The 23,541-nt window shown below is 37.3% G+C and carries 34 protein-coding genes, 1 tRNA gene and 1 pseudogene; 30 read left to right on the top strand and 6 right to left on the bottom strand.

The window, feature by feature from the left end:
• Positions 1–16 precede the first annotated feature (16 nt).
• The 3 genes from hutI to AsAng_RS23030 form a co-directional block, all read right to left on the bottom strand.
• Positions 17–1,249 carry an imidazolonepropionase gene (hutI, locus tag AsAng_RS23040; RefSeq protein ID WP_264789451.1) on the bottom strand — a complete coding sequence of 411 codons (1,233 nt, stop codon included), beginning with the start codon at positions 1,247–1,249 and terminating at the stop codon, positions 17–19.
• Between the two features lie 102 nt (positions 1,250–1,351).
• Entirely contained in the window at positions 1,352–2,230 is an 879-nt protein-coding gene (locus AsAng_RS23035; protein ID WP_264789450.1) for a thioredoxin domain-containing protein, read from the bottom strand.
• A gap of 269 nt (positions 2,231–2,499) precedes the next feature.
• The gene (locus AsAng_RS23030; protein ID WP_264789449.1) at positions 2,500–3,426 is read right to left on the bottom strand and encodes a PfkB family carbohydrate kinase; all 927 of its coding nucleotides are present in this window, start codon (positions 3,424–3,426) and stop codon (positions 2,500–2,502) included.
• 426 nt (positions 3,427–3,852) lie between these two features.
• Here AsAng_RS23030 and AsAng_RS23025 point away from each other — a divergent pair.
• Positions 3,853–3,926: transfer RNA gene (locus AsAng_RS23025), tRNA-Asn, on the top strand.
• Positions 3,927–4,084: 158 nt separating this feature from the next.
• Entirely contained in the window at positions 4,085–4,279 is a 195-nt protein-coding gene (rpsU, locus tag AsAng_RS23020) for a 30S ribosomal protein S21 (protein WP_264789448.1), read from the top strand.
• Positions 4,280–4,417: 138 nt separating this feature from the next.
• Here the strand turns inward: rpsU and AsAng_RS23015 are convergent, their stop codons facing one another.
• Both AsAng_RS23015 and AsAng_RS23010 read right to left on the bottom strand, forming a co-directional pair.
• Positions 4,418–5,209 (bottom strand): SDR family NAD(P)-dependent oxidoreductase, encoded by a 792-nt coding sequence (locus tag AsAng_RS23015; protein WP_264789447.1) that lies wholly within the window; start codon positions 5,207–5,209, stop codon positions 4,418–4,420.
• Positions 5,210–6,787 carry a peptide chain release factor 3 gene (locus AsAng_RS23010; protein WP_264789446.1) on the bottom strand — a complete coding sequence of 526 codons (1,578 nt, stop codon included), beginning with the start codon at positions 6,785–6,787 and terminating at the stop codon, positions 5,210–5,212.
• Between the two features lie 372 nt (positions 6,788–7,159).
• Between AsAng_RS23010 and AsAng_RS23005 the strand changes: the two genes are divergently transcribed.
• The 4 genes from AsAng_RS23005 (at position 7,160) to AsAng_RS22990 (ending at position 9,414) form a co-directional block, all read left to right on the top strand.
• Positions 7,160–7,549 carry a hypothetical protein gene (locus tag AsAng_RS23005; protein WP_264789445.1) on the top strand — a complete coding sequence of 130 codons (390 nt, stop codon included), beginning with the start codon at positions 7,160–7,162 and terminating at the stop codon, positions 7,547–7,549.
• 96 nt (positions 7,550–7,645) lie between these two features.
• Complete coding sequence (locus AsAng_RS23000) at positions 7,646–8,083, top strand: hypothetical protein (protein WP_264789444.1); 438 nt, start codon at positions 7,646–7,648, stop codon at positions 8,081–8,083.
• An 82-nt stretch (positions 8,084–8,165) separates the two neighbouring features.
• Complete coding sequence (locus AsAng_RS22995) at positions 8,166–8,495, top strand: MGMT family protein (protein ID WP_264789443.1); 330 nt, start codon at positions 8,166–8,168, stop codon at positions 8,493–8,495.
• 34 nt (positions 8,496–8,529) lie between these two features.
• On the top strand, positions 8,530–9,414 hold the full coding sequence (locus AsAng_RS22990) for a hypothetical protein (protein ID WP_264789442.1): 885 nt from the start codon (positions 8,530–8,532) through the stop codon (positions 9,412–9,414).
• A 60-nt stretch (positions 9,415–9,474) separates the two neighbouring features.
• Here the strand turns inward: AsAng_RS22990 and AsAng_RS22985 are convergent, their stop codons facing one another.
• The gene (locus AsAng_RS22985) at positions 9,475–10,242 is read right to left on the bottom strand and encodes a cyclase family protein (protein WP_264789441.1); all 768 of its coding nucleotides are present in this window, start codon (positions 10,240–10,242) and stop codon (positions 9,475–9,477) included.
• Between the two features lie 419 nt (positions 10,243–10,661).
• Between AsAng_RS22985 and rpsL the strand changes: the two genes are divergently transcribed.
• The 24 genes and pseudogenes from rpsL to rpmD all read left to right on the top strand — a co-directional run bounded on the left by rpsL (position 10,662) and on the right by rpmD (position 23,495).
• Positions 10,662–11,045 (top strand): 30S ribosomal protein S12, encoded by a 384-nt coding sequence (gene rpsL, locus AsAng_RS22980; RefSeq protein WP_264789440.1) that lies wholly within the window; start codon positions 10,662–10,664, stop codon positions 11,043–11,045.
• Positions 11,046–11,177: 132 nt separating this feature from the next.
• Positions 11,178–11,663 carry a 30S ribosomal protein S7 gene (gene rpsG, locus AsAng_RS22975; protein WP_264793589.1) on the top strand — a complete coding sequence of 162 codons (486 nt, stop codon included), beginning with the start codon at positions 11,178–11,180 and terminating at the stop codon, positions 11,661–11,663.
• A 112-nt stretch (positions 11,664–11,775) separates the two neighbouring features.
• Positions 11,776–13,905, top strand: a complete 2,130-nt coding sequence (gene fusA / locus AsAng_RS22970; RefSeq protein WP_264789439.1) for an elongation factor G — start codon at positions 11,776–11,778, stop codon at positions 13,903–13,905.
• 79 nt (positions 13,906–13,984) lie between these two features.
• The gene (rpsJ, locus tag AsAng_RS22965) at positions 13,985–14,293 is read left to right on the top strand and encodes a 30S ribosomal protein S10 (RefSeq protein WP_052595546.1); all 309 of its coding nucleotides are present in this window, start codon (positions 13,985–13,987) and stop codon (positions 14,291–14,293) included.
• A gap of 46 nt (positions 14,294–14,339) precedes the next feature.
• Positions 14,340–14,960, top strand: a complete 621-nt coding sequence (rplC, locus tag AsAng_RS22960; RefSeq protein ID WP_264789437.1) for a 50S ribosomal protein L3 — start codon at positions 14,340–14,342, stop codon at positions 14,958–14,960.
• Positions 14,961–14,962: 2 nt separating this feature from the next.
• Positions 14,963–15,469 (top strand): annotated as a pseudogene (rplD, locus tag AsAng_RS29980) (50S ribosomal protein L4); the annotation flags it as partial.
• A gap of 78 nt (positions 15,470–15,547) precedes the next feature.
• Positions 15,548–15,790 (top strand): 50S ribosomal protein L4, encoded by a 243-nt coding sequence (gene rplD, locus AsAng_RS29975; RefSeq protein WP_324292384.1) that lies wholly within the window; start codon positions 15,548–15,550, stop codon positions 15,788–15,790.
• 38 nt (positions 15,791–15,828) lie between these two features.
• Positions 15,829–16,179 carry a 50S ribosomal protein L23 gene (rplW, locus tag AsAng_RS22950; protein ID WP_264789435.1) on the top strand — a complete coding sequence of 117 codons (351 nt, stop codon included), beginning with the start codon at positions 15,829–15,831 and terminating at the stop codon, positions 16,177–16,179.
• An 83-nt stretch (positions 16,180–16,262) separates the two neighbouring features.
• Entirely contained in the window at positions 16,263–17,093 is an 831-nt protein-coding gene (gene rplB / locus AsAng_RS22945) for a 50S ribosomal protein L2 (protein WP_264789434.1), read from the top strand.
• On the top strand, positions 17,094–17,363 hold the full coding sequence (rpsS, locus tag AsAng_RS22940) for a 30S ribosomal protein S19 (protein WP_264789433.1): 270 nt from the start codon (positions 17,094–17,096) through the stop codon (positions 17,361–17,363).
• A gap of 31 nt (positions 17,364–17,394) precedes the next feature.
• The gene (gene rplV / locus AsAng_RS22935; RefSeq protein WP_264789432.1) at positions 17,395–17,820 is read left to right on the top strand and encodes a 50S ribosomal protein L22; all 426 of its coding nucleotides are present in this window, start codon (positions 17,395–17,397) and stop codon (positions 17,818–17,820) included.
• A gap of 29 nt (positions 17,821–17,849) precedes the next feature.
• Complete coding sequence (rpsC, locus tag AsAng_RS22930; protein ID WP_264789431.1) at positions 17,850–18,575, top strand: 30S ribosomal protein S3; 726 nt, start codon at positions 17,850–17,852, stop codon at positions 18,573–18,575.
• A gap of 125 nt (positions 18,576–18,700) precedes the next feature.
• Positions 18,701–19,120, top strand: coding sequence for a 50S ribosomal protein L16 (gene rplP / locus AsAng_RS22925; protein ID WP_052595529.1), 420 nt, complete (start codon positions 18,701–18,703; stop codon positions 19,118–19,120).
• A gap of 23 nt (positions 19,121–19,143) precedes the next feature.
• Entirely contained in the window at positions 19,144–19,398 is a 255-nt protein-coding gene (gene rpmC / locus AsAng_RS22920) for a 50S ribosomal protein L29 (RefSeq protein ID WP_264789430.1), read from the top strand.
• A 17-nt stretch (positions 19,399–19,415) separates the two neighbouring features.
• Positions 19,416–19,679, top strand: a complete 264-nt coding sequence (gene rpsQ / locus AsAng_RS22915; protein WP_264789429.1) for a 30S ribosomal protein S17 — start codon at positions 19,416–19,418, stop codon at positions 19,677–19,679.
• Positions 19,680–19,689: 10 nt separating this feature from the next.
• A complete protein-coding gene (gene rplN, locus AsAng_RS22910) occupies positions 19,690–20,055 on the top strand; it encodes a 50S ribosomal protein L14 (RefSeq protein ID WP_264789428.1) in 366 nt (121 codons plus the stop codon).
• A gap of 6 nt (positions 20,056–20,061) precedes the next feature.
• A complete protein-coding gene (gene rplX / locus AsAng_RS22905; protein WP_264789427.1) occupies positions 20,062–20,391 on the top strand; it encodes a 50S ribosomal protein L24 in 330 nt (109 codons plus the stop codon).
• Between the two features lie 2 nt (positions 20,392–20,393).
• On the top strand, positions 20,394–20,945 hold the full coding sequence (gene rplE / locus AsAng_RS22900) for a 50S ribosomal protein L5 (protein WP_264789426.1): 552 nt from the start codon (positions 20,394–20,396) through the stop codon (positions 20,943–20,945).
• 5 nt (positions 20,946–20,950) lie between these two features.
• Positions 20,951–21,220, top strand: coding sequence for a 30S ribosomal protein S14 (gene rpsN / locus AsAng_RS22895; protein ID WP_264789425.1), 270 nt, complete (start codon positions 20,951–20,953; stop codon positions 21,218–21,220).
• A gap of 124 nt (positions 21,221–21,344) precedes the next feature.
• On the top strand, positions 21,345–21,749 hold the full coding sequence (gene rpsH / locus AsAng_RS22890; RefSeq protein ID WP_264789424.1) for a 30S ribosomal protein S8: 405 nt from the start codon (positions 21,345–21,347) through the stop codon (positions 21,747–21,749).
• Between the two features lie 57 nt (positions 21,750–21,806).
• On the top strand, positions 21,807–22,361 hold the full coding sequence (gene rplF, locus AsAng_RS22885) for a 50S ribosomal protein L6 (protein ID WP_264789423.1): 555 nt from the start codon (positions 21,807–21,809) through the stop codon (positions 22,359–22,361).
• 37 nt (positions 22,362–22,398) lie between these two features.
• On the top strand, positions 22,399–22,767 hold the full coding sequence (gene rplR, locus AsAng_RS22880) for a 50S ribosomal protein L18 (protein ID WP_264789422.1): 369 nt from the start codon (positions 22,399–22,401) through the stop codon (positions 22,765–22,767).
• An 11-nt stretch (positions 22,768–22,778) separates the two neighbouring features.
• On the top strand, positions 22,779–23,297 hold the full coding sequence (rpsE, locus tag AsAng_RS22875; protein ID WP_264789421.1) for a 30S ribosomal protein S5: 519 nt from the start codon (positions 22,779–22,781) through the stop codon (positions 23,295–23,297).
• Between the two features lie 18 nt (positions 23,298–23,315).
• Entirely contained in the window at positions 23,316–23,495 is a 180-nt protein-coding gene (gene rpmD, locus AsAng_RS22870; RefSeq protein WP_264789420.1) for a 50S ribosomal protein L30, read from the top strand.
• Positions 23,496–23,541 lie beyond the last annotated feature (46 nt).

Below are 23,541 nucleotides of genomic sequence, written 5' to 3'. Positions count from 1 at the left end.
CTTTCTTGTTGAATCATTAAATTTCTCCTGAAATCATAACTTTATCAATCCAGTCAGAGCCAAAAGCATAAGGCATATATGCGATGGAGTCCATTGGTTTGGTAATAATCAAATTCGCTAACTTTCCCTTGGAGATAGATCCCAAACGATGTGCCTCTTCCATGGCATAAGCACCATTTAGCGTAGCGGCAAAAATAGCTTCTTCGGGCAACATTTTCATCTTGATGCAAGCCAACGATAAGACAAAAGGAATTTTGCCTGAAGGAGTCGATCCAGGATTGTAATCACTAGCTAAAGCTACTGCCATACCCGCATCAATCATTTTGCGAGCTTGCGGATAATGATCATTGATAAAGAAAGGAGCAGAGGGAAGCAGAGTTGCCATGGTGTCAGAGGCTAATAAACAAGCAATTTCTTCTTCATTGATGACTTCTAGGTGATCCACCGAAATAGCTTGGTGTGCAACAGAGGCTTGGATTCCCCCCATGCAATTAAATTGATTGGTATGGATTTTAGGCTTTAAGCCATATCGAGCACCTGCTTCCATAAGTTGTTCGGTTTCAGCTACCGAAAAAGCAACTTTTTCACAAAAAACATCAATATAATCCGCTAAGCCCTCTTCTGCGATTTGAGGTAACATTTCATCGATAATAAGTTGGAGATAACCAGCCCTATTATCTTTGTAAGCAAGTGGTAAAGCATGAGCCCCCAGAAAGGTTGCTTTAATAGGAATTTTTGTCATTGTTTTGAGCTGCTGAATGACTCGCAACATTTTTAGTTCTGCTGCCAAACTAAGCCCATACCCACTTTTGATTTCAATGGCTCCTGTGCCATAGTTTTTGACCTCCATTAAGCGTTTATAAGCGGCTTCTAATAGTACTTCTTGAGGAGTATTTTGGAGGCGTTGGGCAGAATTAAGAATTCCTCCTCCTTTACGAGCAATCTCTTCGTAAGAGACGCCTTGAATTTTATCTATAAATTCACCTTCTCTTGTGGCCGCAAAGACCAGATGTGTATGAGAATCGCACCAAGTAGGTAGGACAAAGGCACCCGTTGCATCAATTGTTTGGTCAGGTGTAGCTACAGGGCACTCACTCATTGGACCCCAGTCAACAATTTTATCTTTTTCTACCCAAACAAAAGCATTATTTAGTGTTGGGAGATTTTGCATAGCAGCTCCTTTTACCATCATTGGCGCTTGATCATCGCCAAGTAAGAGCGTTTTGATATTGCGAATTAAAGTACGCATAGTAAGTTTATAAATTGAGAAATGCCAATTAAAAAGCAGAAAATATCCTGCTTTTTAATTGGCAAATTGGTGTAAAAATAAATCGTAAAAAGAACTAAAAAGTTATTTCATAACACTTAAGTCTTTGACAAGCCCATCAATATTGTCTCTGCGCAAATCATTTCTAAAATAAGCGGCATCTCTTCTAGATTTGAACGCTCCTAGAAGTAGTTTATAGACAACAGAACCATTGTGCTCATCGATATGAATCAGTGTTTTTTTGCTGTATTTTCGTTTGAATTTACTGGCTTGAGTTAAGACGGTTTCGTAGGTGCTGAATACGCCAATTTGCACGCCATAACCATTGGATTCTTGCTTGCGAACAGCAATTTCGTACAAACCTAAACCAGTTTGTGCCTTTTCTTCTTCCTCTACCGAATTTGCGGCAACTGTATTTAAATCCGTGGGCTGCTCTGAGCTAATGGTAGGATTGTTTGTTGCATTCGTTTTGGGCATCGGTTTGTCTGCGGCAATAGGTTGAGGTGTTGGAGCTGTATTAACAGCAGGAGATGGGGTAGGAGCTATTGTTTTGATTGCTGCAAATTCTTTAATCAAATCTGTTGCACTTTGATAACCTACTAATCGTTTTACCAACTGTCCTTGCTCATTGAAGACTAACATGGTTGGCAGAGCCTCCACTTCATATTGTTGCGACCACATTACCCCGTCAAAATCTTGGACATCAACACGTAAAGCAACAACATTGTCACTGATGTAGTTGGCTAGTCTTTCGTCCATATAGGTACTTTCGTCCATATTGCGACAAGTAGCACAATAACTAGCATCAAAATCAACAAAGTATAATTTGCCTTCTGAGATGGCTCTAGATTTAGAACTTTCCCAATTAGCTGCCTCAAACTGTACAATAGTAGAAGTGGGCTTAAATGCAGAAATTAGCACAAGAATAGGAATAAGTGCTAAAGAAAGAAGTATTTTCTTCATTAGAATAGTAAGTTAAAAGGTCAATAAATAGAGCATAGAGAACGAGTTTTTCAAAGAGAAAAGTTAAATTCTCTTTGGGGTAGTTTAAACTCTTTAACGTCTACTAGAGTATTTTTTATTATATGCATAAGTCCTTTTTTTTTTGCTAAGTATATCAAAGGACTTCTGGCTAATATAGATGATTTAGGTTAGAATATAAAAAAAAGCCCCACCAAACAGTGTTGATGGAGCTAAAGTATAGTTATTTATCGTTTTTGAATGACTTCTAATTAAGCCAAAACAGGCATTGAAATATCCATCAATCCAAGAAATTCATTGGTTCTATTTCGGATGTCATCTATGCTGATCTCTTTCAATTTGTTTGGTCCAAATTCTTCTACGCAATAAGAAGCTACAACAGAACCATAAACCAAAGCACGCTTCATGTTTTCAAAAGAAAAATCATCTGTTTTTGCCAAATACCCCATGAATCCACCAGCAAAGGTATCGCCCGCACCTGTTGGATCAAAAACTTCTTCTAATGGCAGAGCTGGAACATAGAACATTCCTTCTTTGTGGAACAACAAAGCGCCATGTTCTCCTTTTTTGATAATCAAATGAGTAGGACCCATTTCTAAAATTACCTGTGCTGCTTTTACTAGAGAATATTCTCCAGAAAGTTGACGTGCTTCTTCATCATTGATGGTCAATACATCAACTTCTTTTACAACCGCTTTTAAATCATCCATTGCAATATCCATCCAAAAGTTCATGGTATCCATAGCAACCAACTTAGGACGTGACTCTAATTGATCCAAAACACTTTTTTGAACAGCAGGTGCAAAATTACCCAACATTAGGTAATCTACGTTTTTGATTGACTCAGGCAATACAGGAGCATAGTTTTCGAGTACATTGAGTTCAGTAGCCAAAGTATCTCTAGAGTTCATATTATTGTGATAACGACCAGCCCAGAAGAAAGATTTTTCATCTTGTCTTACCTCTAGTCCATCCATATTAACTCCTCTATCTTTTAGTGCGTTTAATTCCGAATCGGGAAAATCACCTCCAATTACAGAAACTAGCTTGATGTCACTATAAAAATGAGAGCTAGCCCATGCTACATAAGTACCTGCTCCACCAATAATACGATCTGCTTTGCCAAAAGGGGTCTCAATGGTGTCAAATGCTACCGTACCCAAAACCAATAAACTCATAATAATTTATTTTTTTTATTTGTAAGATTACTGTTTGCTATTCTTTATATTCAAAAAAAATGAAATTCTAGATGAATTTTATGTGATTAACAACTAGAATTTATTAGCAAACTAGAGTTAATTTAATGATTATGAGGTGTTTGGTGTTCCTTGTTGTCTCAAAAACCATAACTCATCAACTCTAATAGTGTTAAAACATCACAAAAATAACAAACTCTATTTATTGTGGGGCACAATACTGCATTTTTTATGGGTAAATAACTTTTTTAAAAAAAATGCAAAAAAAATAAAAAAATAGAAAACCCTGATAATCTGTGTGTTGTGATTTGGGGCGATATTTTTTTTTAATTTTTTTTAATTTTTTTTCTCAAAAGCTTTGGAGAAGTGAAAAACTGCCGTATATTTGCATCGCTCTCTTAGAGTAACGCCTTCATAGCTCAGTTGGTTAGAGCATCTGACTGTTAATCAGAGGGTCACTGGTTCGAGCCCAGTTGAGGGCGCTAAAAAAGGGTTTATCTTAGGATAAATCCTTTTTTTTAATCTTTTAGAGATTAAAATTTTATCTTCTAAGATAGATGTTCTTTTAGAATCAAAGTTATTTACTATCTTTGTATTCTAACTTTTGAAAAGAGAATCAAAAAAAAAATAAAAATTTCACATGCTAATTATTAACGTAAAAGATGGTGAGTCCATCGATAGAGCTTTAAGAAGATACAAAAACAAGCACAAAAAAGTGCAATTAATGAAACAACTACGTGCTAGAAAGCATTTTGTAAAGCCTTCTGTTGAGCGTAGAGTTGAGGTTCTAAAAGCGAAGTACAATACTGAAAAAATGAAAGATATGGAAGGATAGACTGCTGTCTATCTTCTTGATTCTTTATAAAATATACTTCTCTGTTCTTATAGAGATGTCGGAGAGATTTTGCATTTTATAAATGCAAAATCTTTTTGTTTTTATACTAATTCATCCGTTTGGGGTTCTTATTATTGTTTAGGGAAGGTGAAACATTTTTTGTATTTGCTTGCTGACAATTTTGATTCGTAATGAAACAGGAAAAAAGCGGGTTAAAATAAAATGCCCTAACCGTCCTCCAATCCCCCCTGCAACATAATTAGGGTATTTACCCAATGCTTTTAACGCTTGTCGAACGGATGCTTGTGTAGAGATAACCAGAGCACCCTGTGGGTCTCCTCCTTGTGCGATATAACCTGGTGTACGGGTGGGGCCAGGCATAAATCCTAATACATCAATTCCATCAGGTTGTAATTCTGCCCATAGAGATTCTGCCAACTTTAAATCAAAGGCTTTAGAAGCTGAATATGCGGCATTATAAGCACTAGAAAGCTCTCCTGCTCCCGAAGATAGGATAATGATAGCACCCTTGCGTCTCTGCTGCATTTGGTGGGCAAAATGGCGAGATAACAATAAAACTACTTTGGTGTTAATATGAAGTTGTGTGGCTAAGAAATCAGGAGATTGGGCGGTGAAATAACCGATTTTAGAAATACCTGCATTATTGACTAATACGCCTACTTCGCAGTCTTTAATTTGAGCTATTAATTGTTCTAAAAAATCAGCAGAAGATAAATCTAGATGAATGGGGCGAATTTGTACGGATGTTTGTTCTTGGAGTGCGTGAGCGGTTTTTTTTAGTGCTGCTAAATTATGATCGACAGCAATGATATTCATGCCCTTTTGCGCTAATTGAAGCGCAAATTCAGCACCTAATCCCATTGCTGCCCCTGTAATTAAAGCCCAAGCACCATATTTCTGAGCATACATTTAGAACTCAGAAGTAAAATGAAATTCTAGTTCTGGATAATCGTTTTGAGCGCTCTGTAGCATCCATCTAGATTCAGCTAAATAAACATCTCTATCCTCTTTATCTTTTGCCATATAATTGGCTTTTTTACGAATGAATTCGCTTAATTTCGCCGTGTTATCACTTGTTATCCAACAAGCCTTGTATAGTTGTATCGGCTCATAACGACAACTGGCGCCATATTCGTGTTTTAGACGATATTGGAGTACTTCGAATTGGAGCTGTCCTACTGTACCTATAATTTTTCGGTTGTTGGTGTTTTTTGTAAAGAGCTGTGCAACCCCTTCATCCATCAATTGACGAATACCTTTTGCCAATTGTTTCGATTTCATAGGATTTGCATTTTCAATGTATTTGAACTGTTCGGGAGAAAAACTTGGAATGCCTTTGAAGTGTAAAACTTCTCCTTCTGTTAGTGTATCTCCGATTTTGAAGTTCCCCGAATCATAAAGCCCTACAATATCCCCAGGATAAGCATTGTCTACAACTTCTTTTTTCGAAGCCATAAAGGTTGTTGGGTTGGAGAATTTAATTTTTTTCTCTTTTCTGACATGAAGATAATTGGTATTACGCTGGAAAGTTCCAGAGCACACTCTCAAAAACGCAATTCTATCTCTATGGCGAGGGTCCATATTGGCATGGATTTTAAATACAAAGCCAGAGAATTTATTCTCGTAAGGATCTATTATGCGTTCTTCTGTTTTGAAATGAACAGGAGAGGGGGCTATTTCAATAAAACAATCCAATAATTCTTTTACCCCAAAGTTGTTAATAGCAGAACCAAAGAAAACAGGAGATAGCTTTCCTGCTAGATATTGCTCTCGATCAAAAGAGGGATAAACTTCCTCAATCGTTTCTACTTCTTCTCGAAGCGTTTCTGCTGCATCATCTCCAATGTGTTGTTCTAGATCAGGAAGGCTAATATCATTAAATTCCAAAATATTGCCATACTTAGTATTCGGAGCAAAAAGATTGAGCTGTTTTTGGTATAAGTTGTATACACCTTTAAAATCTTGTCCCATTCCTATTGGCCAACTGAGCGGACAAGTTGTAAGTTGTAGCTTTTCTTCTATTTCATCCAGCAGATCAAAACCGTCTTTTCCTTCTCTATCCATCTTATTGACGAAAACAATAACTGGAGTATCTCTCATACGACAAACCTCTACCAATTTCTCAGTTTGTTCCTCAACCCCCTTCGCAACATCAATCACAACAATAACACTATCAACGGCTGTTAAGGTGCGGTAGGTATCCTCTGCAAAATCTTTGTGACCAGGGGTATCTAAAATATTAATGTTACAGGCTCTATAGTTAAACCCCATAACAGAAGTCGCTACAGAAATTCCACGTTGTTTTTCTATTTCCATAAAGTCAGAAGTTGTAGACTTCTTGATTTTATTAGATTTGACAGCTCCTGCTACCTGAATAGCACCTCCAAAAAGCAATAGTTTTTCTGTTAAAGTAGTTTTACCCCCATCAGGATGTGCAATAACGGCAAATGTTCTACGCTTTTCAATTTCATCTTTAAGACTGGCCATAGTTCTTCATTTTAATACTAAATACTGGAAAGTTTGCAAAAATACAGATTTTATGGCGAAGTGATAATAAAAGAGAAAAAATTCCGCTTTATAATAAAATATAGCAGCAATTGTTAGATCGTTAACCTTGTTACTAAGTATTTTTTCTTATTGGACTAACAAAAGCTAAGTCTATTAGATCATTAATAGATGACGAGATAACTTTGTTATACCTGCTGTATTTTTTAGGCTTTAACTATATTTACACTCTTGTAGAGCTTCTTTAACATTTAACACATTCTTTCTAATCAAAAGAATAGTTTATGGTATATTTACTTTAGGTGGGATAAGAAACTTTATAAGGGATATTTTATTAACAATAAAGAGCAAAAATTGAGGAAGTTATATATCATTAATATTTTTTTAATTGTAATTCTCTTTTATGCAGGTGTGCATCTTAATGAGGAGGAGAAAGCTTTTTTAGAAGGATTTCGTCCAAATGGGGATAGTTATGAATGGGCCTCTTCTGCTTATGCCATATTGGGGTGCCTTTGCACCGTTTTTGCAGCTTATGTAGGACAAAAAACCTTTTATAGAATGCCTAAGATTGGCATTGTGATGCTAATACTGGCTATTGTACTTTTGGCTTATTCAATTGGTACTTTGGTTGGAGAAGGAGCTGTACAAATGCAAGATATGCTGTTGATTTATGGCCCCTATATTGTTTTGGGAATGTGGCTGAATGCTTATAGTTTGATGATGAGAGCAGAAGAGGAGGTCTAATGGGCTACTTAACGTTTTGATGGGGTGGATTTTAAAATTAAAATGAGAGGCGTTTTGAGTGGTCATATAATCTATTCTTGATCAAAAGTAAGGTTCATGAAAAATTTATATGCTCTAAATGCTTTTTTAGGATTTATTCTTTATCTCATTGGAGAAAACTTAAAGAGTAAGCAAGAACAATTGGTGGCTATATTTTTTGAGTTTGGATATGAAGCAGGACCTTATGGTGAGCCTAGCGCCCATTTTGCTATTGTTGCAGTTATTTTCTGTGTCTTTTCTATTTTGGTAGGAGCAAAAACAATTTCTCGATTGCGAAAAATGGGGCAATTTTGGATGCTACTAAGTACGGTGTTTACTCTTTTTGCTCTAGCTATGTTCTGTAGCCCAAGAGGAATTGCGCTCGACGAATCTTTATGGGCATGGAATCTTTATATTGTAGCAGGTTGGGGCTGGGTAATACTTGCTCGAAAAAAAATCGATCATGCTCCTACTTTGAAGCCATTCTATGAAGACGAAATTTTAGATGATTTATAGTCAATAATACTCCACTATACTATTAAGTCAAAACATCCACTGAATAATGAGCGGATAGAATTGGAGCAAAACTAAGAAAGTAATGGAATTTGATAAGGAACAATTTATACAAGATATTTATGCTATAACTCGATTGATTCCTGTTGGGAGAGTAACGAGTTATGGGGCTATAGCTACAGCTTTGGAACAAAAGCGTCGAGTTAGGATGGTTGGCTGGGCAATGAACAATTGCCCCAAGGATGTACCAGCACATCGTGTTGTTAATAGAAGTGGAGTACTAACGGGACGTGCATCTTTTGGAGGGAACAGAATGGCAGAACTATTGCGTTCAGAGGGGGTAACGGTAGCAGGGAATAAAGTGGTCGATTTTAAAACCATTTTTTGGAGCCCCTTAGACGATATGGATTGTTGATAAGCGCTTAACCAAACACGCCAAACTCTATACGATGAAAGTACTTTATTGCTTACACGGACTGCTTTATGCCTATTTGCTTTATCTTGGTTTTTTTTATCTTGGATTAGATGAACAGTTATGGGGGGAATTTGATCGTGTAGGCTGGCAAAACTACAGTGGGTTAGATTTAGATTATCCTGAAAACACTTATTATGCAATCTGGAGTGGGTGTAGTGTTGTTTCTTTTTTTCTTGCGCTAATGGCTTCCGATTCAAAGTCCTCAATCGCTCTTTTATTAAAGGGATTTGCTGCATTTTTTTTTATCAGCTATGTGTTGTTGTATTGGTCAGATGGTAGAATTTCTCTCCAAGAAGCTAAGATTGGATGGGTATTTTCGGCAAGCCTCCAAATTATTTTGTCGGTAGTGTTTTGCTTGGACTGGCTTATTGTACGAGTAGTAGACCTTAGGCTTAAATATATTTGGGCTTTTAATGCTCTTGGGTATCTAAGTTTGCTCCTTTTAGGGAATTATTTTCTACAAATGGATAATGGAATACTGGAAGAGATAAGGAGCGTTGGTTGGGGAAATTATGAAGGGGTAGATAAGGATTATCCTGAAAATACTTACCATGCAATACTAGTCGTAGCAACAATTGGATCATTGTTATTAATTGTTTGGGCGGAGGAGACAAATGTCATTCTGACTACTTATAAGTGGCTTATGATCGTGTTCTTTTTATACGGAACCTTTGTTTACATTAATGATGGCAATCCAGACATGAGAGAAACTAGGTATTGGTGGAGAGGGCTGTGTTTGACTGCTAGTGCTGTTTCTGCTTTGTTGTATTTTATAACAGAAGATAAATTGCCACCTAAGCCAGAAAAAGATAAATTTTATGGAGAGAACATTCTAGACGATTTGTCTAGGTTAGAATAGAAAAAATTGAAGATGTGATCGGCTATATGACCGATCACATCTTTGAGTAAATGCGGCTATTTAATTTTCTAGGATAGCAACAACACGAGCAGGTGCCGCTGAGCCACCTTTGATTTTGAGTGGAAAAACAGCAATTTTAAATCCATGTGGGGGTAATGCTTTTAGGTTGGTGAGTTGTTCCATGTGTAAATATTCATAATCTAAACCAACTAAATGCCCTTCCCAAAACAGTTCTCGATTATTGGTCTTTTTGGCTTGTTGAGCTAAATACCCCAAAGGTAAATCCCAGCCCCATTGGTCAATTCCCATTACTTTTATTCCTTGTTTTATTAACCATTCAGTTGCGGCTTTGCCCATACCTGTACCTCGCTCAAAAAAGGCTTTCCCTTTTAGTTGGTCCCGATCGGTGCGAATCAATACAATATTGCCAGGCTGAAGCGTTGTGTTGGTCGCTTTTAGGCTACTTTCTAGGTCTTCGATAGTGATTACTTCAAAATCTTTTTTGTGACTCATATCAATAACCACACCATCTGCATACAACCATTCTAAGGGAATTTCGTCAATGGTTTTGGCTTTTTTGCCCTCTACAATAGGTCCATAATGCCAAGGAGCATCAATATGTGTAGTAGAGTGCACACCCATGTTTTTGATTTTGTCATCTGCCCAACCCTTAAACTTAGAAGGAAGTAATTTTTTGGGCATTTTTAAGATGAAACGAATTAATTTTAAGCTTTTGGCATGCGGGAATTGCTTGATTTTGATTCGCATGAACCAAGGATCTTCTTTTTTGTATTCTATTGTTTTTGAAAGGTCTATTATTGAGGTCATAGGCAACTACAATTAATTGGTGAATTAATATGGTATATTGTTAAAAATTACATATAACTAGGGGCATTGATAAGGGTCAATGCTTAACTCAAAAAAAAATGCTTGGGGGAGAAGGGGGGGGAGGCAAATTTTATTATAAGACAATTCTGAAAAAAAAGAATAAAGTGCTTTTCAGAGAAAAAAGATTTTATGAGGATGTAAGGTATTGTTGGTTTAAAACATCCAGCTAAGTCAAGGAATTATTTTAAAATTTTTAATAAGATCAATAAAAACTATGAAAATTAGAGAAGTAGATTTCTTTTTTTTCAAAAAAACACACTTTTATTTTCTTTTTATCAAAAAGAATCGTACTTTTGCAATCGCTTAAGTAAACCCCTTTTAATAGGGGGATTTGAAAAAAAGTAGTAATTATTTGATAAATGCCTACAATAAATCAATTAGTAAGAAAAGGACGTAAAGTCATCAAGCTAGCTTCAAAAGCCAGAGCATTGGATGCATGTCCTCAAAAACGTGGAGTATGTACTCGTGTATATACTACTACGCCTAAGAAACCAAACTCAGCGTTACGTAAAGTAGCAAAGGTACGTTTAACCAACGGAATTGAGGTGATTGCATACATCCCTGGTGAAGGACATAACTTACAAGAACACTCTATCGTATTGGTACGTGGTGGTCGTGTGAAAGATTTGCCTGGTGTACGTTATACTGTTGTTCGTGGTGCGTTAGATACTGCTGGTGTTGCCGATAGAAAACAAGCTCGTTCTCGCTACGGTACTAAGCGTCCTAAAGCTGCTAAGAAGTAAAGAGAGTTTCAATAAGAATTAACGATATAAAAGATCATACGTTGACTAAGTTCTGAATAAGTCGGGACTGAAGATTGAGTTAAAGATGGATTGTCTGGACTCAAACAACAGCTAAAAAGATTTAACAAGAAGATGAGAAAGAGAAAACCAAAAGTGCGCCAAGTCGCACCAGATCCTCGTTATGGTGATAAGCAAGTAACACGTTTCGTAAACATGTTAATGTTAGACGGTAAGAAAAGTACCGCATTCAGAGCTTTTTATCAAGCTATGGATATTTTGGAAGAAAAAACTGGGGAATCTGCTCACGAAATTTTCCAAAAAGCAATTAAGAACGTAATGCCAGCCCTTGAAGTACGCTCTCGTCGTATTGGTGGTGCTACTTTCCAAATTCCTACCGAAATCCGTCCAGAACGCCGTCTCTCAGTGGCAATGAAATGGACAATCAAATACTCTCGCCAACGCAGTGGTAAAGGCATCGCTTCTAAATTAGCTGCTGAACTACTTGCAGCATCTAAAGGCGAAGGCTCTGCTGTAAAAAAGAAAGAAGATACACACAAAATGGCTGAATCAAATAGAGCATTTGCTCATTTTGGTCGCAAAAGAACTAAGTCTAAATAATTATAATTTGACGAAGTTTGTTAAGGTAATTGTTAGCCGCCTTGACAAGACACATATCCTAGATATTTTATTAATCAATTTTTATATAAAATTTAAGCCACTATTATAAGTCATGGCAAAAATAGATTTAACCTATACGCGAAATATTGGTATTGCTGCACATATTGATGCAGGGAAAACCACTACTACAGAACGTGTTCTGTATTATACAGGTATTAGTCACAAAATTGGTGAAGTACACGATGGTGCTGCTACAATGGACTGGATGGAGCAAGAACAAGAGCGTGGTATCACTATTACATCTGCTGCTACCAAGACCGAATGGCCTTGGAAAGATAAAAAATATGCAGTAAACATTATCGATACTCCTGGTCACGTTGATTTTACGGTTGAGGTAAACCGTTCTTTACGTGTATTGGATGGGTTGGTATTTTTATTCTGTGCTTCTGGTGGTGTTGAGCCTCAATCTGAAACCAACTGGCGTTTGGCAGATGGATATAAAGTACCTCGTATTGCTTTTGTTAACAAAATGGATCGCCAAGGTGCTGATTTCTTTGGTGTTTGTCAACAAATGAGAGATATGCTAGGAGCTAATGCTGTTCCTTTGCAAGTACCGATCGGTTCAGAAGATGATTTCAAAGGAGTGGTTGACTTGATTACAGGTCAAGCAATTGTTTGGAATGAGCATGATATGGGAATGACCTTTGAGGTAGTTGATATGCCAGAAGATTTGGCGGATACTGCTGCTGAGGCACGTGAAAAATTGTTGGAAGCGGTTGCTGAATACGATGAAAACTTGTTGGAGAAGTACTTTGAAGATCCAGAGTCTATTTCTCATGATGAGATTCGTGCAGCAGTTCGTGCAGCAGTATGTGATATGAGTATCATTCCTGTAATGTGTGGTTCTGCTTTCAAAAACAAAGGTGTACAAGCTGTATTGGATGCTGTTTGTGCTTTCTTGCCTTCTCCATTGGATGTTGATGCTGTAACTGGTACTAATCCTGAAACAGAAGAAGAAGAGAGTCGTCCAGCTGATTTTGATGCTCCATTCTCTGCTTTGGCATTTAAGATTGCTACAGACCCTTATGTAGGTCGTTTGTGTTTCTTCCGTTGTTATTCTGGAAAATTAGACGCAGGTTCTTATATCTTGAATACTCGTTCTAACAAGAAAGAGCGTATTTCTCGTATTTATCAAATGCATGCTAACGAGCAAAAACCTGTTGAAACAGTTTATGCTGGTGATATTGCTGCTGGTGTTGGTTTCAAAGACATCAAAACTGGAGATACTTTATCTGACTTAGATCACCCAATCGTACTAGAGAGTATGGATTTCCCTGCTCCCGTTATTTCTATTGCTATTGAGCCTAAGACTCAAAAAGATGTAGATAAATTGGGTATGTCTTTGGCTAAATTGTCAGAAGAGGATCCTACATTTACTGCTAAGTTTGATGAGAATACTGCTCAAACCATTATTTCTGGAATGGGAGAGTTGCACTTAGAGATCATTGTTGATCGTCTAAAACGTGAATTTAAAGTAGAGGTGAACGAAGGTGCACCTCAAGTAAATTATAAAGAGGCTTTAACAAAATCTGTAACTCACCGTGAGCGTTTGAAGAAACAATCGGGTGGATCTGGTTTGTTTGCTGATATGGAGTTTGAATTAGGACCTGCTTCTGAGGAGTTCTTAGAAAGTGATGACTTCAAAAACAACAAAACTAGATTGGAGTTCACTTGGGACATCAAAGGTGGTACTATTGATAAAGCTTATATCAATCCTATTCAAAAAGGATTTGACGCTATGATGGACAACGGAATCTTGGCTGGCTACAACATGGACAGCATGAGTGTACGTGTTTATGATGGTGGAATGCATGCCGTGGATTCTAAGCCTATCGCATTTGAGCTTTGTGCTAAAGAAGGATTCAAGGTTGCTGCTAAAAGTTGTAAACCTGTTCTTTTGGAGCCAATTATGGCTTTAGAAGTTGTTTCTCCTGAGGATTACATGGGATCTATCATTGGTGACTTGAACCGTCGTCGTGGTATCATGAAATCTCAAGAGCCTAAAGGTATTGGTATCGTTATTAAGGCAGATGTGCCATTGTCTGAAATGTTTGGTTACATTACAGATTTGCGTACCTTGACTTCAGGTCGTGCTTCTTCTAACATGATTTTCTCTCACTATGCTCCAGCTCCAAATGCTGTTGCTGAGAAAGTAATCGAAGCTTCAAAAGCTACTGTATAAAATATATAATAGAAAAAAGTCCCGCTCTTTGGAGTGGGGCTTATCTTTCAAACATTCATAATAAATCATTCATCGAGGCATGAATCAGAAAATTAGAATTAAACTTCGTTCTTACGATCACAATTTAGTAGACAAATCTACCGCAAAGATTGTAAAGACAGTACGTAACACCGGTGCAGTCGTGACTGGGCCGATTCCGCTGCCCACGCATAGAAAAATATTCACTGTTTTGCGTTCTCCACACGTAAACAAGAAATCTCGTGAGCAGTTTCAACTTCGTACCCACAAGCGTCTTATAGAAATTTATAGTTCTACTGCTAAGACAGTAAGTGCGTTGGAAAAATTGGAATTACCTAGTGGGGTAGATATCCAAGTGAAATTAATGTAATTTGTTCATTTGTAGATTTTACTACAATTCTTAAAAAAAGAATAAAGTGGAAGGTTTAATAGGAAAAAAAATAGGTATGACCAGCATTTTTACAGAAGCTGGTGATAATATAGCCTGTACTGTTGTTGAGGTTGGACCTTGTGTGGTAACTCAAGTGAAAACACAAGAAACAGACGGTTATGATGCAATCCAATTAGGATATGGAGAGCGTAAAACAAAAAGCACAACTAACCCAATGAAGGGGCATTTTGCAAAAGCAAATACTACTCCTAAATTGAAAGTGGCTGAATTCCGTGATAGCGCTTTGACTGCTGCTATTGGTGAGTCTGTAACAATTGCAGATGTATTTGTTGAAGGCGATTTAGTGGAAGTAACTGGTACCTCTAAAGGTAAAGGATTTCAAGGGGTTGTTAAACGTCATGGATTTGGTGGTGTTGGACAAGCTACTCATGGTCAGCATAACCGTGGTCGTGCTCCTGGATCTATTGGTGCAGCATCTTACCCAGCAAAAGTATTTAAGGGGATGAAAATGGCAGGCCGTACAGGTGGTGATAAAGTAACTACTATCGGTTTGGAGGTAATGAAAATTTTTGCTGAGAAAAATTTATTGCTAATAAAAGGAGCGATTCCTGGTCATAAGGGCTCTTTTGTAATTGTGAAGAAATAGTCATGAAATTAGAAGTATATAATATCAAAGGTGAAAACCTCGGTAGAGAGGTTGAATTGCCCGATAATGTTTTTGGGCTTGAGTTGAACGAAAAACATGACCATGTTGTCTATCTTGCTGTTAAGCAATATTTGGCTGCGCAACGCCAAGGGACTCACAAGTCAAAGAATCGTTCTGAGATTAAAGGCTCAACTAAAAAAATCAAAAGACAAAAGGGAACAGGTACTGCTCGTGCAGGTAGCTTGAAAAACCCTTTGTTCCGTGGTGGTGGACGTGTATTTGGTCCTCAACCAAGAAACTACGGTATTCAGTTGAACAAAAAGGTTAAGCAACTTGCTCGTAAATCTGCTCTTTCTGCAAAAGCACAAGAAGGATCGATTATCGTAGTAGAAGACTTTACTTTTGAAGCAGCTAAAACTAAATCTTATATTAGTTTGCTAAACAGCCTAAAAGTTGGCGATAGCAATTTGGCTGACACAAAAAGTTTGTTGATCGTAGATGCTCCTGAAGCATTGGTTGCTCCTGCAAAACCAAGTTTGCCAGCTAAGCCTAGAGGTGCTAAGAAAAGAGCAGCTTTTGCTGATGCTATGAAAACTTACTCTAGTGATTTGAAGCAATACAAAGAAGATAAAGCAGCTTATGAGGCTTCTTTGGATGCACACATGGACAAAGTAGAGAAAGCTTATGACAATATTGTATTGTCTAGCCGCAACCTACAAAAAGCGAATGTTGCTGATGCTAAAACACTAAATGTTTATCAAATTTTGAATGCAAATTGTTTGGTGGTTTCTGAGTCTGCTGTTAGCCGCCTAGCTGCTATGCTTTCATAATTGCTTTTCTAGAAAAATTTAAATTGAGATAAAAGGCTATGAAAAATATCATAATTAGGCCAATTATTACGGAAAAAACTACAGCGTTGGCTGAGAACCCACTTCTAAATCAATATACATTTGAGGTGTTGAAAGGAGCCAACAAAATAGAAATTAAAAAAGCTGTTGAAGAACAGTTTGGTGTTACAGTTGAAGCTGTTAATACTTCTATCCGTCCAGGCAAAGCAAAAGCAAGAGTAGTTAAAGGTCGTCATACCAAAGGTCGTACTTCTCCTATCAAAAAAGCAGTTGTTACCGTTGCTGAAGGAGAGTTCATCGAAGGGTTTTATGGTGAAGGAGACTATGATGATATAGAACTTCTTGAAGACGAAGAAGAAGCTAATGCTTAAGATATATTGGGGGTGAAATTCCCCTTGTGAATGAAAAATATTTAATAACTATAGTCGCGGAACTGATAAATTCGTAAATAACAATGCCAGTTAAAAAGTTTAATCCGATTACTCCTGGTACGAGAACTCGCGTAGCAAATAGCTTTGTTGAGTTGACTACTGACAAGCCTGAAAAGAGCTTGTTGGCCAAGATGAAAAAGTCAGGAGGTAGAAACAACGAAGGACACAGAACAGTACGTAATAGAGGTGGAGGACACAAACGTCGTTATCGTGTGATTGATTTCAAACGTAATAAAGATGGTGTTCCTGCAACTGTTAAAAGTATAGAGTATGATCCTAACCGTACTGCATTTATTGCTCTTTTGGTATATGCAGATGGTGAGAAACGTTATATTGTTGCTCCTAACAAATTGCAAGTAGGAGATGTAATTGTATCTGGAACAGGTATAGCGCCTGATTTGGGTAACTGTATGCCATTGGGCGAAATGCCTATCGGTACTAAAATCCATGCTATTGAAACTCGCCCTAATAAAGGAGCTGTTTTGGTAAGAAGTGCTGGTGCTAGTGCTGAATTAGCGGGTAAAGATGGTAAATATGTATTGATCAAATTACCTTCTAGTGAAACTCGTTTGGTTTTGGCTACTTGTAGAGCAACTGTTGGAGAGGTATCTAACAAAGATCATGGTTTAGAAGTACTTGGTAAAGCTGGTCGTAGCCGTTGGTTAGGACGCCGTCCTAGAGTTCGTGGTGTAGCTATGAACCCTGTTGATCACCCGATGGGTGGTGGTGAAGGTAGAGCTTCTGGAGGACATCCTCGTTCTCGTACGGGTATTATGTCTAAAGGACAAAAAACCAGAAAGCCTAAGAAGTACTCTAATAAGTTTATTGTTACAAGAAGAAAAAACAAAAAATAGATGGCACGCTCATTAAAAAAGGGGCCTTATATTTACCACAAGCTCTTATCAAAAGTAGCTAAGGCCAAAGAATCAAGAAAGAAAACAGTAATTAAGACATGGTCTCGTTCTTCAATGATTATTCCATTTATGGTAGGAGAAACAATTGCTGTTCATAATGGTAAAACTTTTGTTCCTGTATTTGTTACTGAAAATATGGTTGGGCACAAACTCGGTGAGTTTTCTCCAACTCGTACTTACAGAGGACATGGTGGGAATAAAAAGAAATAATTAATACAATAGCAAAGTTCAAATAAAAGTTATGGAACAAAATCAAGAGTTTGTAACGGCTGTTGCGAAAATAAAAAACTGCCAAATGTCTGCTCGAAAAATGCGTTTGGTTGCTGATATCATTCGTGGGGTAGAAGTAGAAAAAGCGCTAGGGATTCTTAAATTTACTAAGAAAGAAGCTGCTAGATGGTTGGATAAACTATTGACTTCTGCTATCGCTAACTGGAGTGTTTTGACAGAAGAAGAAGCAGATGATTATAATTTGGTAGTTTCTGCTATTTGGGTAGACCAAGGATCGCAATTAAAACGTTTTCGTCCAGCACCTCATGGTCGTGCACATCGTATTCGTAAGCATTTTTGCCATGTAACACTTCAAGTGACCAATACAAAAACATTGGAAATTCGTGAAGTTAGTAATGACGAAGTAGCTTTCGAAGAAATAGAAGAAACCGAATAATAAAAGAAGTATAACACTAATTAAATATTATGGGACAAAAGACAAATCCTATAGGTAATCGTTTAGGAATCATCCGTGGATGGGATTCTAACTGGTTCGGTGGTAAATCATTTGCTGACAATGTTGTTGGAGACGAAAAAATCCGTCGCTACCTAAAAGTACGTGTTGACAAAGGTGGTATTGCTCGTATTGTTATTGAGCGTACTTTGAAACGTATCACTGTTACTATCCACACTTCTCGTCCAGGTATCATCATTGGTAAAGGTGGTCAAGAAGTAGATAGAATTCGTGAAGAGCTTAAGCAATTGACGAGTACAGATGTTCAAATCAATATTGTTGAAATTCGTAAGCCTGAGTTGAGTGCTCAAATCGTAGGCGAAACAATTGCTAAACAAGTTGAGGCGCGTATCAATTATCGTAAAGCTACCAAAATGGCTATTCAATCGACTATGCGTGCTGGTGCTGAAGGTATCAAAGTGCGTTTGTCTGGACGTTTGAATGGAGCAGAGATGGCTCGTTCTGAAGAGTATAAAGAAGGTAGAAGTCCTTTGCATACTTTCCGTGCAGATGTTGATTATGCTATTGTTGAAGCACTTACGGTTTATGGTAAAATCGGTATCAAAGTATGGTTGTGTCGTGGAGAAATCTTTGACAAAGTAGACTTGTTCCCGACTCCTGCTAAGCGTGATCGCAAAGGAAACCAAGGTAGAGATAACAATCGTAGAAGAAACAACGATCGTAGAAGAAGAAAATAAAAGCATTAAATATTTAAACTTTCTAAAAGTTTTTTATATTTTTGCACTCGCTTTGACTGTCTGCTTATCAGACCTATAGAAATCATTGCGACGAAAATTAATGGAAATTAATCAATTGTAGAGAGATGTTACAGCCAAAAAAAACAAAATACCGCAAGCAGCAAAAAGGTCGCAATAGAGGTCTTGCTCACAGAGGCTCTAAGATCGCTTTTGGCTCTTTTGGTCTAAAAGCCTTAGAGGGTGCTTGGATAACTAGCCGCCAGATAGAAGCTGCTCGTATTGCTATGACTCGCTACATGAAACGTGAAGGTAAAGTGTGGATTCGCATTTTTCCTGACAAACCAGTTACCAAGAAGCCTGCGGAAGTTCGTATGGGTAAAGGTAAAGGTGCTTTGTCTCACTATGTAGCTGTTATTAGACCTGGAAGAATTATGTTTGAATTAGATGGTGTGCCACAATCTGTAGCAGAAGAAGCACTTCGTCTAGCCGCTCAAAAACTTGCAGTGCCAACTAAATTTGTAGTTCGTAACGACTACGCAGAATAATAACGCTTAAACTGAAATAGGAAATGGCTAAATTAGAATTAAAAGGCTTAAGTGTTCAGGAGTTGAATGAAGAGTTAGAAAACACTCAAAAGCATTATTACTCTTTAAAATTTAATAATGCAGTTTCTAGCTTAGAAAACACTGCTGAAATTAAATCAGTAAGACGCAATATTGCTCGCATCAAAACTGAAATTAGAGCCAAAGAACTAGTTGATTCTACTCAAAAAAGAGACAAGATTCAGGCTAGAAGAAGATTAGCAAAAAAGATTAAAAAGTAATTTAAATAAATTCCGCAATGGAAGAAAATAAAAGAAACTTACGTAAACAGCGTGTTGGAATTGTGACCAGCAACAAAATGGACAAGAGTATTTCCGTTTCTGTTGAGCGTCGTGTAAAACACCCTATCTACAGCAAAACCGTGAAGAAGTCTAAAAAGTACTTGGCGCACGATGAAGAAAATGGCTGTAATATCGGTGATACTGTACGCATCATGGAGACACGTCCTTTGAGCAAACGCAAACGCTGGAGATTAGTTGAAATTATAGAACGTGCGAAATAGATAATAAGTCATGATACAACAAGAAAGCAGACTAAAAGTAGCTGATAATACAGGTGCCAAAGAGGTTCTTTGTATTAAGGTTTTGGGCGGTTCTAAAAGACGTTATGCCTCAATCGGGGATATCATCGTAGTAACTGTCAAAGACGCTGCTCCTGGTGGTCTAAAAAAAGGTACTGTTTCTAAAGCAGTAATTGTTAGAACCAAAAAAGAAATCCGCAGAAAAGATGGATCTTATATCCGTTTTGATGACAATGCTGTTGTATTGTTATCTGCTAGTGAAGAACCACGTGGTACCCGTATCTTTGGACCTGTAGCTCGTGAACTTCGTGATCGTGATTTTATGAGAATTGTTTCATTGGCACCTGAAGTACTATAAATAGTCATGAAGAAATCAAATAAAAAAATCAAATGCCAGATCAGAAAGGGAGACACTGTTGTTGTGCTTTCTGGTGATAGCAAAGGTGATACTGGTGTTGTAGAAGTAGTCTTCTTGGAAGATTACAGAGCTATCGTAAAAGGTGTAAACATGGTTAAACGTCATGTTCGTCCTTCTGCTGAACAACCTGGTGGAATCGTTGAAAAAGAGGCTCCTATCCACATTTCTAATCTTATGTTAGTAGATGCGAATGGTGAGGCTAGCCGTATTAAAAGAACTAGAAACGAGAACGGTAAACTAGTTCGAGTATCTAAGAAAACACAAGAGGTAATTTAGTAATGGAGCATCAACCAACATTAAAAACTAAATACAGAGAAGAAGTGGTTTCTCAACTAATGGAGAAATTTCAATACAAATCTGTAATGCAAGTACCTAAGCTAACCAAAATTTGCCTTTCTCAAGGTGTTGGGTTGGCTACTTCTGACAAAAAACTTGTTGATAATGCGGTCAATGAAATGACAATTATCGCTGGTCAGAAGGCTGTAAAGACTGTGGCAAAAAAATCTGTATCTAACTTTAAACTTAGAGAAGGTATGCCAATTGGTGCTAGAGTAACTCTACGCAACAATCAAATGTATGAATTCTTGTACAAATTAATCTCTATTGCACTTCCTCGTGTACGTGACTTCAGAGGCATCAATGACAAAAGCTTTGATGGTAGAGGTAACTATACTATGGGCGTTACTGAACAAATCATTTTCCCTGAAATTGACTTGGACAAAATTCCACGTATTACTGGTATGGATATTACTTTTGTAACGACTGCCAACACAGACGAGGAAGCACTAGAACTATTGAAACTTTTAGGTTTACCTTTCAAAAACCAATAATAAAAATGGCTAGAAAAGCAGTAATAGCAAGAGAGAGAAAAAGAGAAAAAATGGTAGCTAAGTATGCAAAATTGCGTGCGGAGTTGAAAGCAAAAGGTGACTATGAAGCATTGGATAAACTTCCAAAAAATTCTTCTAAAGTTCGTTTGCATAACCGTTGCCAATTGACTGGTCGTCCTAAAGGATACATGCGCCAGTTTGGTATTTCTCGTGTAACTTTTAGAGAAATGGCTCTTAAAGGGCTTATTCCTGGAATTACAAAAGCTAGTTGGTAATTATAAAATACCAATAAGAACAAGATAGCCTAGTGAATTTACTTTGCTAGGGCTTTAAAAATTAATTATCGAATCAGTAATTAAATCCCTCTCCAGGATAATAGTTACGATTAAAACAGAAAGTATGGCACTTACTGATCCTATTGCGGATTACCTAACACGTATCCGTAATGCACAGATGGCTGGACATCGTATGGTTACAATTCCTGCATCTAACTTAAAAAAGAGTATCACTGAGATCTTGTATGCTCAAGGCTACATTTTGAAATATAAGTTTGAAGAAACTGAAAATAAGCAAGGCCAAATCTTGATTGCATTAAAATACAACCAAGAAACTAAAAAGCCTGTTATTCAAAAGCTAAAAAGAGTTTCTAGACCTGGTTTGAGACACTATGTAAAAGCAAATGAATTGCCTAGTGTTATCAATGGCTTGGGTACGGCTGTTGTTTCTACTTCTAAAGGAGTATTGACTGAAAAAGCTGCAAGAAAAGAAAATGTAGGTGGTGAGGTTCTATTCTATGTTTACTAGAACTTAGAAAGTTAGATAGAATTAAACAAGACCATAAATAATTAAAATATAATTAAAATGTCAAGAATAGGAAGAGCTCCGATCAATCTACCAGCTGGGGTAGAATTTAAAATTGACAATAACTGGGTTACTATCAAAGGTGCTAAGGGAGAATTGAAACAACACATCAATTCTGATGGTATTTCTTTGGAGCAAGACGGCAATCAAGTTATTGTAAAAAGAGCAACCGACCAAAAACGTCACAAAGCAATGCATGGCTTATATCGCCAATTGATTGCTAATATGGTAGAGGGGGGTTCTAATGGGTTCAAAATTGAATTAGAACTACATGGTATTGGTTATCGTGCTAAGAACACTGGACAACTTTTGGAATTAGCTTTAGGTTATTCACATCCTGTAATGTTTTATTTGCCTGAGGAAGTAAAAGTAGAAACGGTATCTGAAAAAGGTAAAGCTCCTACTGTTATTTTAACAGGAATTGATAAACAATTGGTTGGACAGGTTGCTGCGAAAATCCGTTCTTTCCGTAAAACTGAGCCTTACAAAGGTAAAGGTATCCGTTTCAAAGGTGAAGAAATTCGCAGAAAAGCTGGTAAAACAGCTGCTAAGTAAACTAGTTAGATAATATTCTCTTAAATATATAAGAATCATGAGTTCTAAGACACTAAGTAGTCGCAAAAGAGTTCACAGAAGAATCAGAAAAAAGATCTCTGGAACTGCAACTAGACCTAGATTATCGGTTTTTAGAAGCAATAAAAACATCTATGCTCAACTAATCAATGATGAAACAGCTACAACGATTGTTGCTGCTGCTGCTAAAGAAGTTGAGGGTAGTACTAAAATAGATCAAGCTAAAGCGGTTGGTCGCTTGCTTGCAACAAAAGCAATTGAAGCAGGAATTACATCTGTAGTTTTTGATAGAAGTGGCTACATTTATCATGGTCGAATCAAAGCTTTGGCTGAAGGTGCACGTGGAGAGCGCAAAGAAGATGGAACCAACGAATTGTTACAATTCTAAATCTGAAAAAAATGGCTAAGAAAAAAAATAATAGAGTAAAATCTACCGAATCAGAAATGAAGGAAAAATTAGTTGCACTAAACCGTGTAGCTAAAGTAACTAAAGGTGGACGTACGTTTAGCTTTGCTGCTATCGTAGTAGTAGGAGATGGTAAAGGAACTGTAGGGCATGGATTGGGTAAAGCTCGTGAGGTAGCTAGTGCTATCACTAAGGCTGCTGATGATGCTAAGAAAAGTCTTATTCGTGTACCTGTATATAAAGGTACTATCCCTCATGCTCAACATGGTAAATATGGCGCAGGTAAAGTATTGATCAAACCTGCTGCTGATGGTACTGGAGTAATTGCTGGTGGTGCTATGCGTGCTGTTTTGGAAATGGCAGGTGTACACAATGTATTGGCTAAATCTTTGGGTAGTTCAAATCCTCACAATGTAATTAAAGCGACTATCGATGCTTTGGGCAAATTACGCTCTCCAATCGACGTTGCTAAAACTAGAGGTATTTCTTTGAAGAAAGTTTTTGAAGGCTAATCGTAAATACAATTTAAAATGGCTAAAATTAAAGTTACTCAGGTAAAAAGCGTCATCGATCGCCCAAAAAAGCAAAAAGCAACTATGCTTGCATTGGGTTTGCGCAAAATGAACCAAACTGTAGAGCATGAAGGAACGCCTCAGGTCTTGGGTATGATTGATAAGGTTAAGCACTTGTTAAAAGTTGAGGAAGCTTAATTTATTCTTCTTGATACTATAAGTGTTATTCATAATTATAATTATT

Source organism: Aureispira anguillae, assembly GCF_026000115.1.
GTDB classification, from domain to species: domain Bacteria; phylum Bacteroidota; class Bacteroidia; order Chitinophagales; family Saprospiraceae; genus Aureispira; species Aureispira anguillae.
This window is presented reverse-complemented; position numbering and strand designations above follow the sequence as displayed.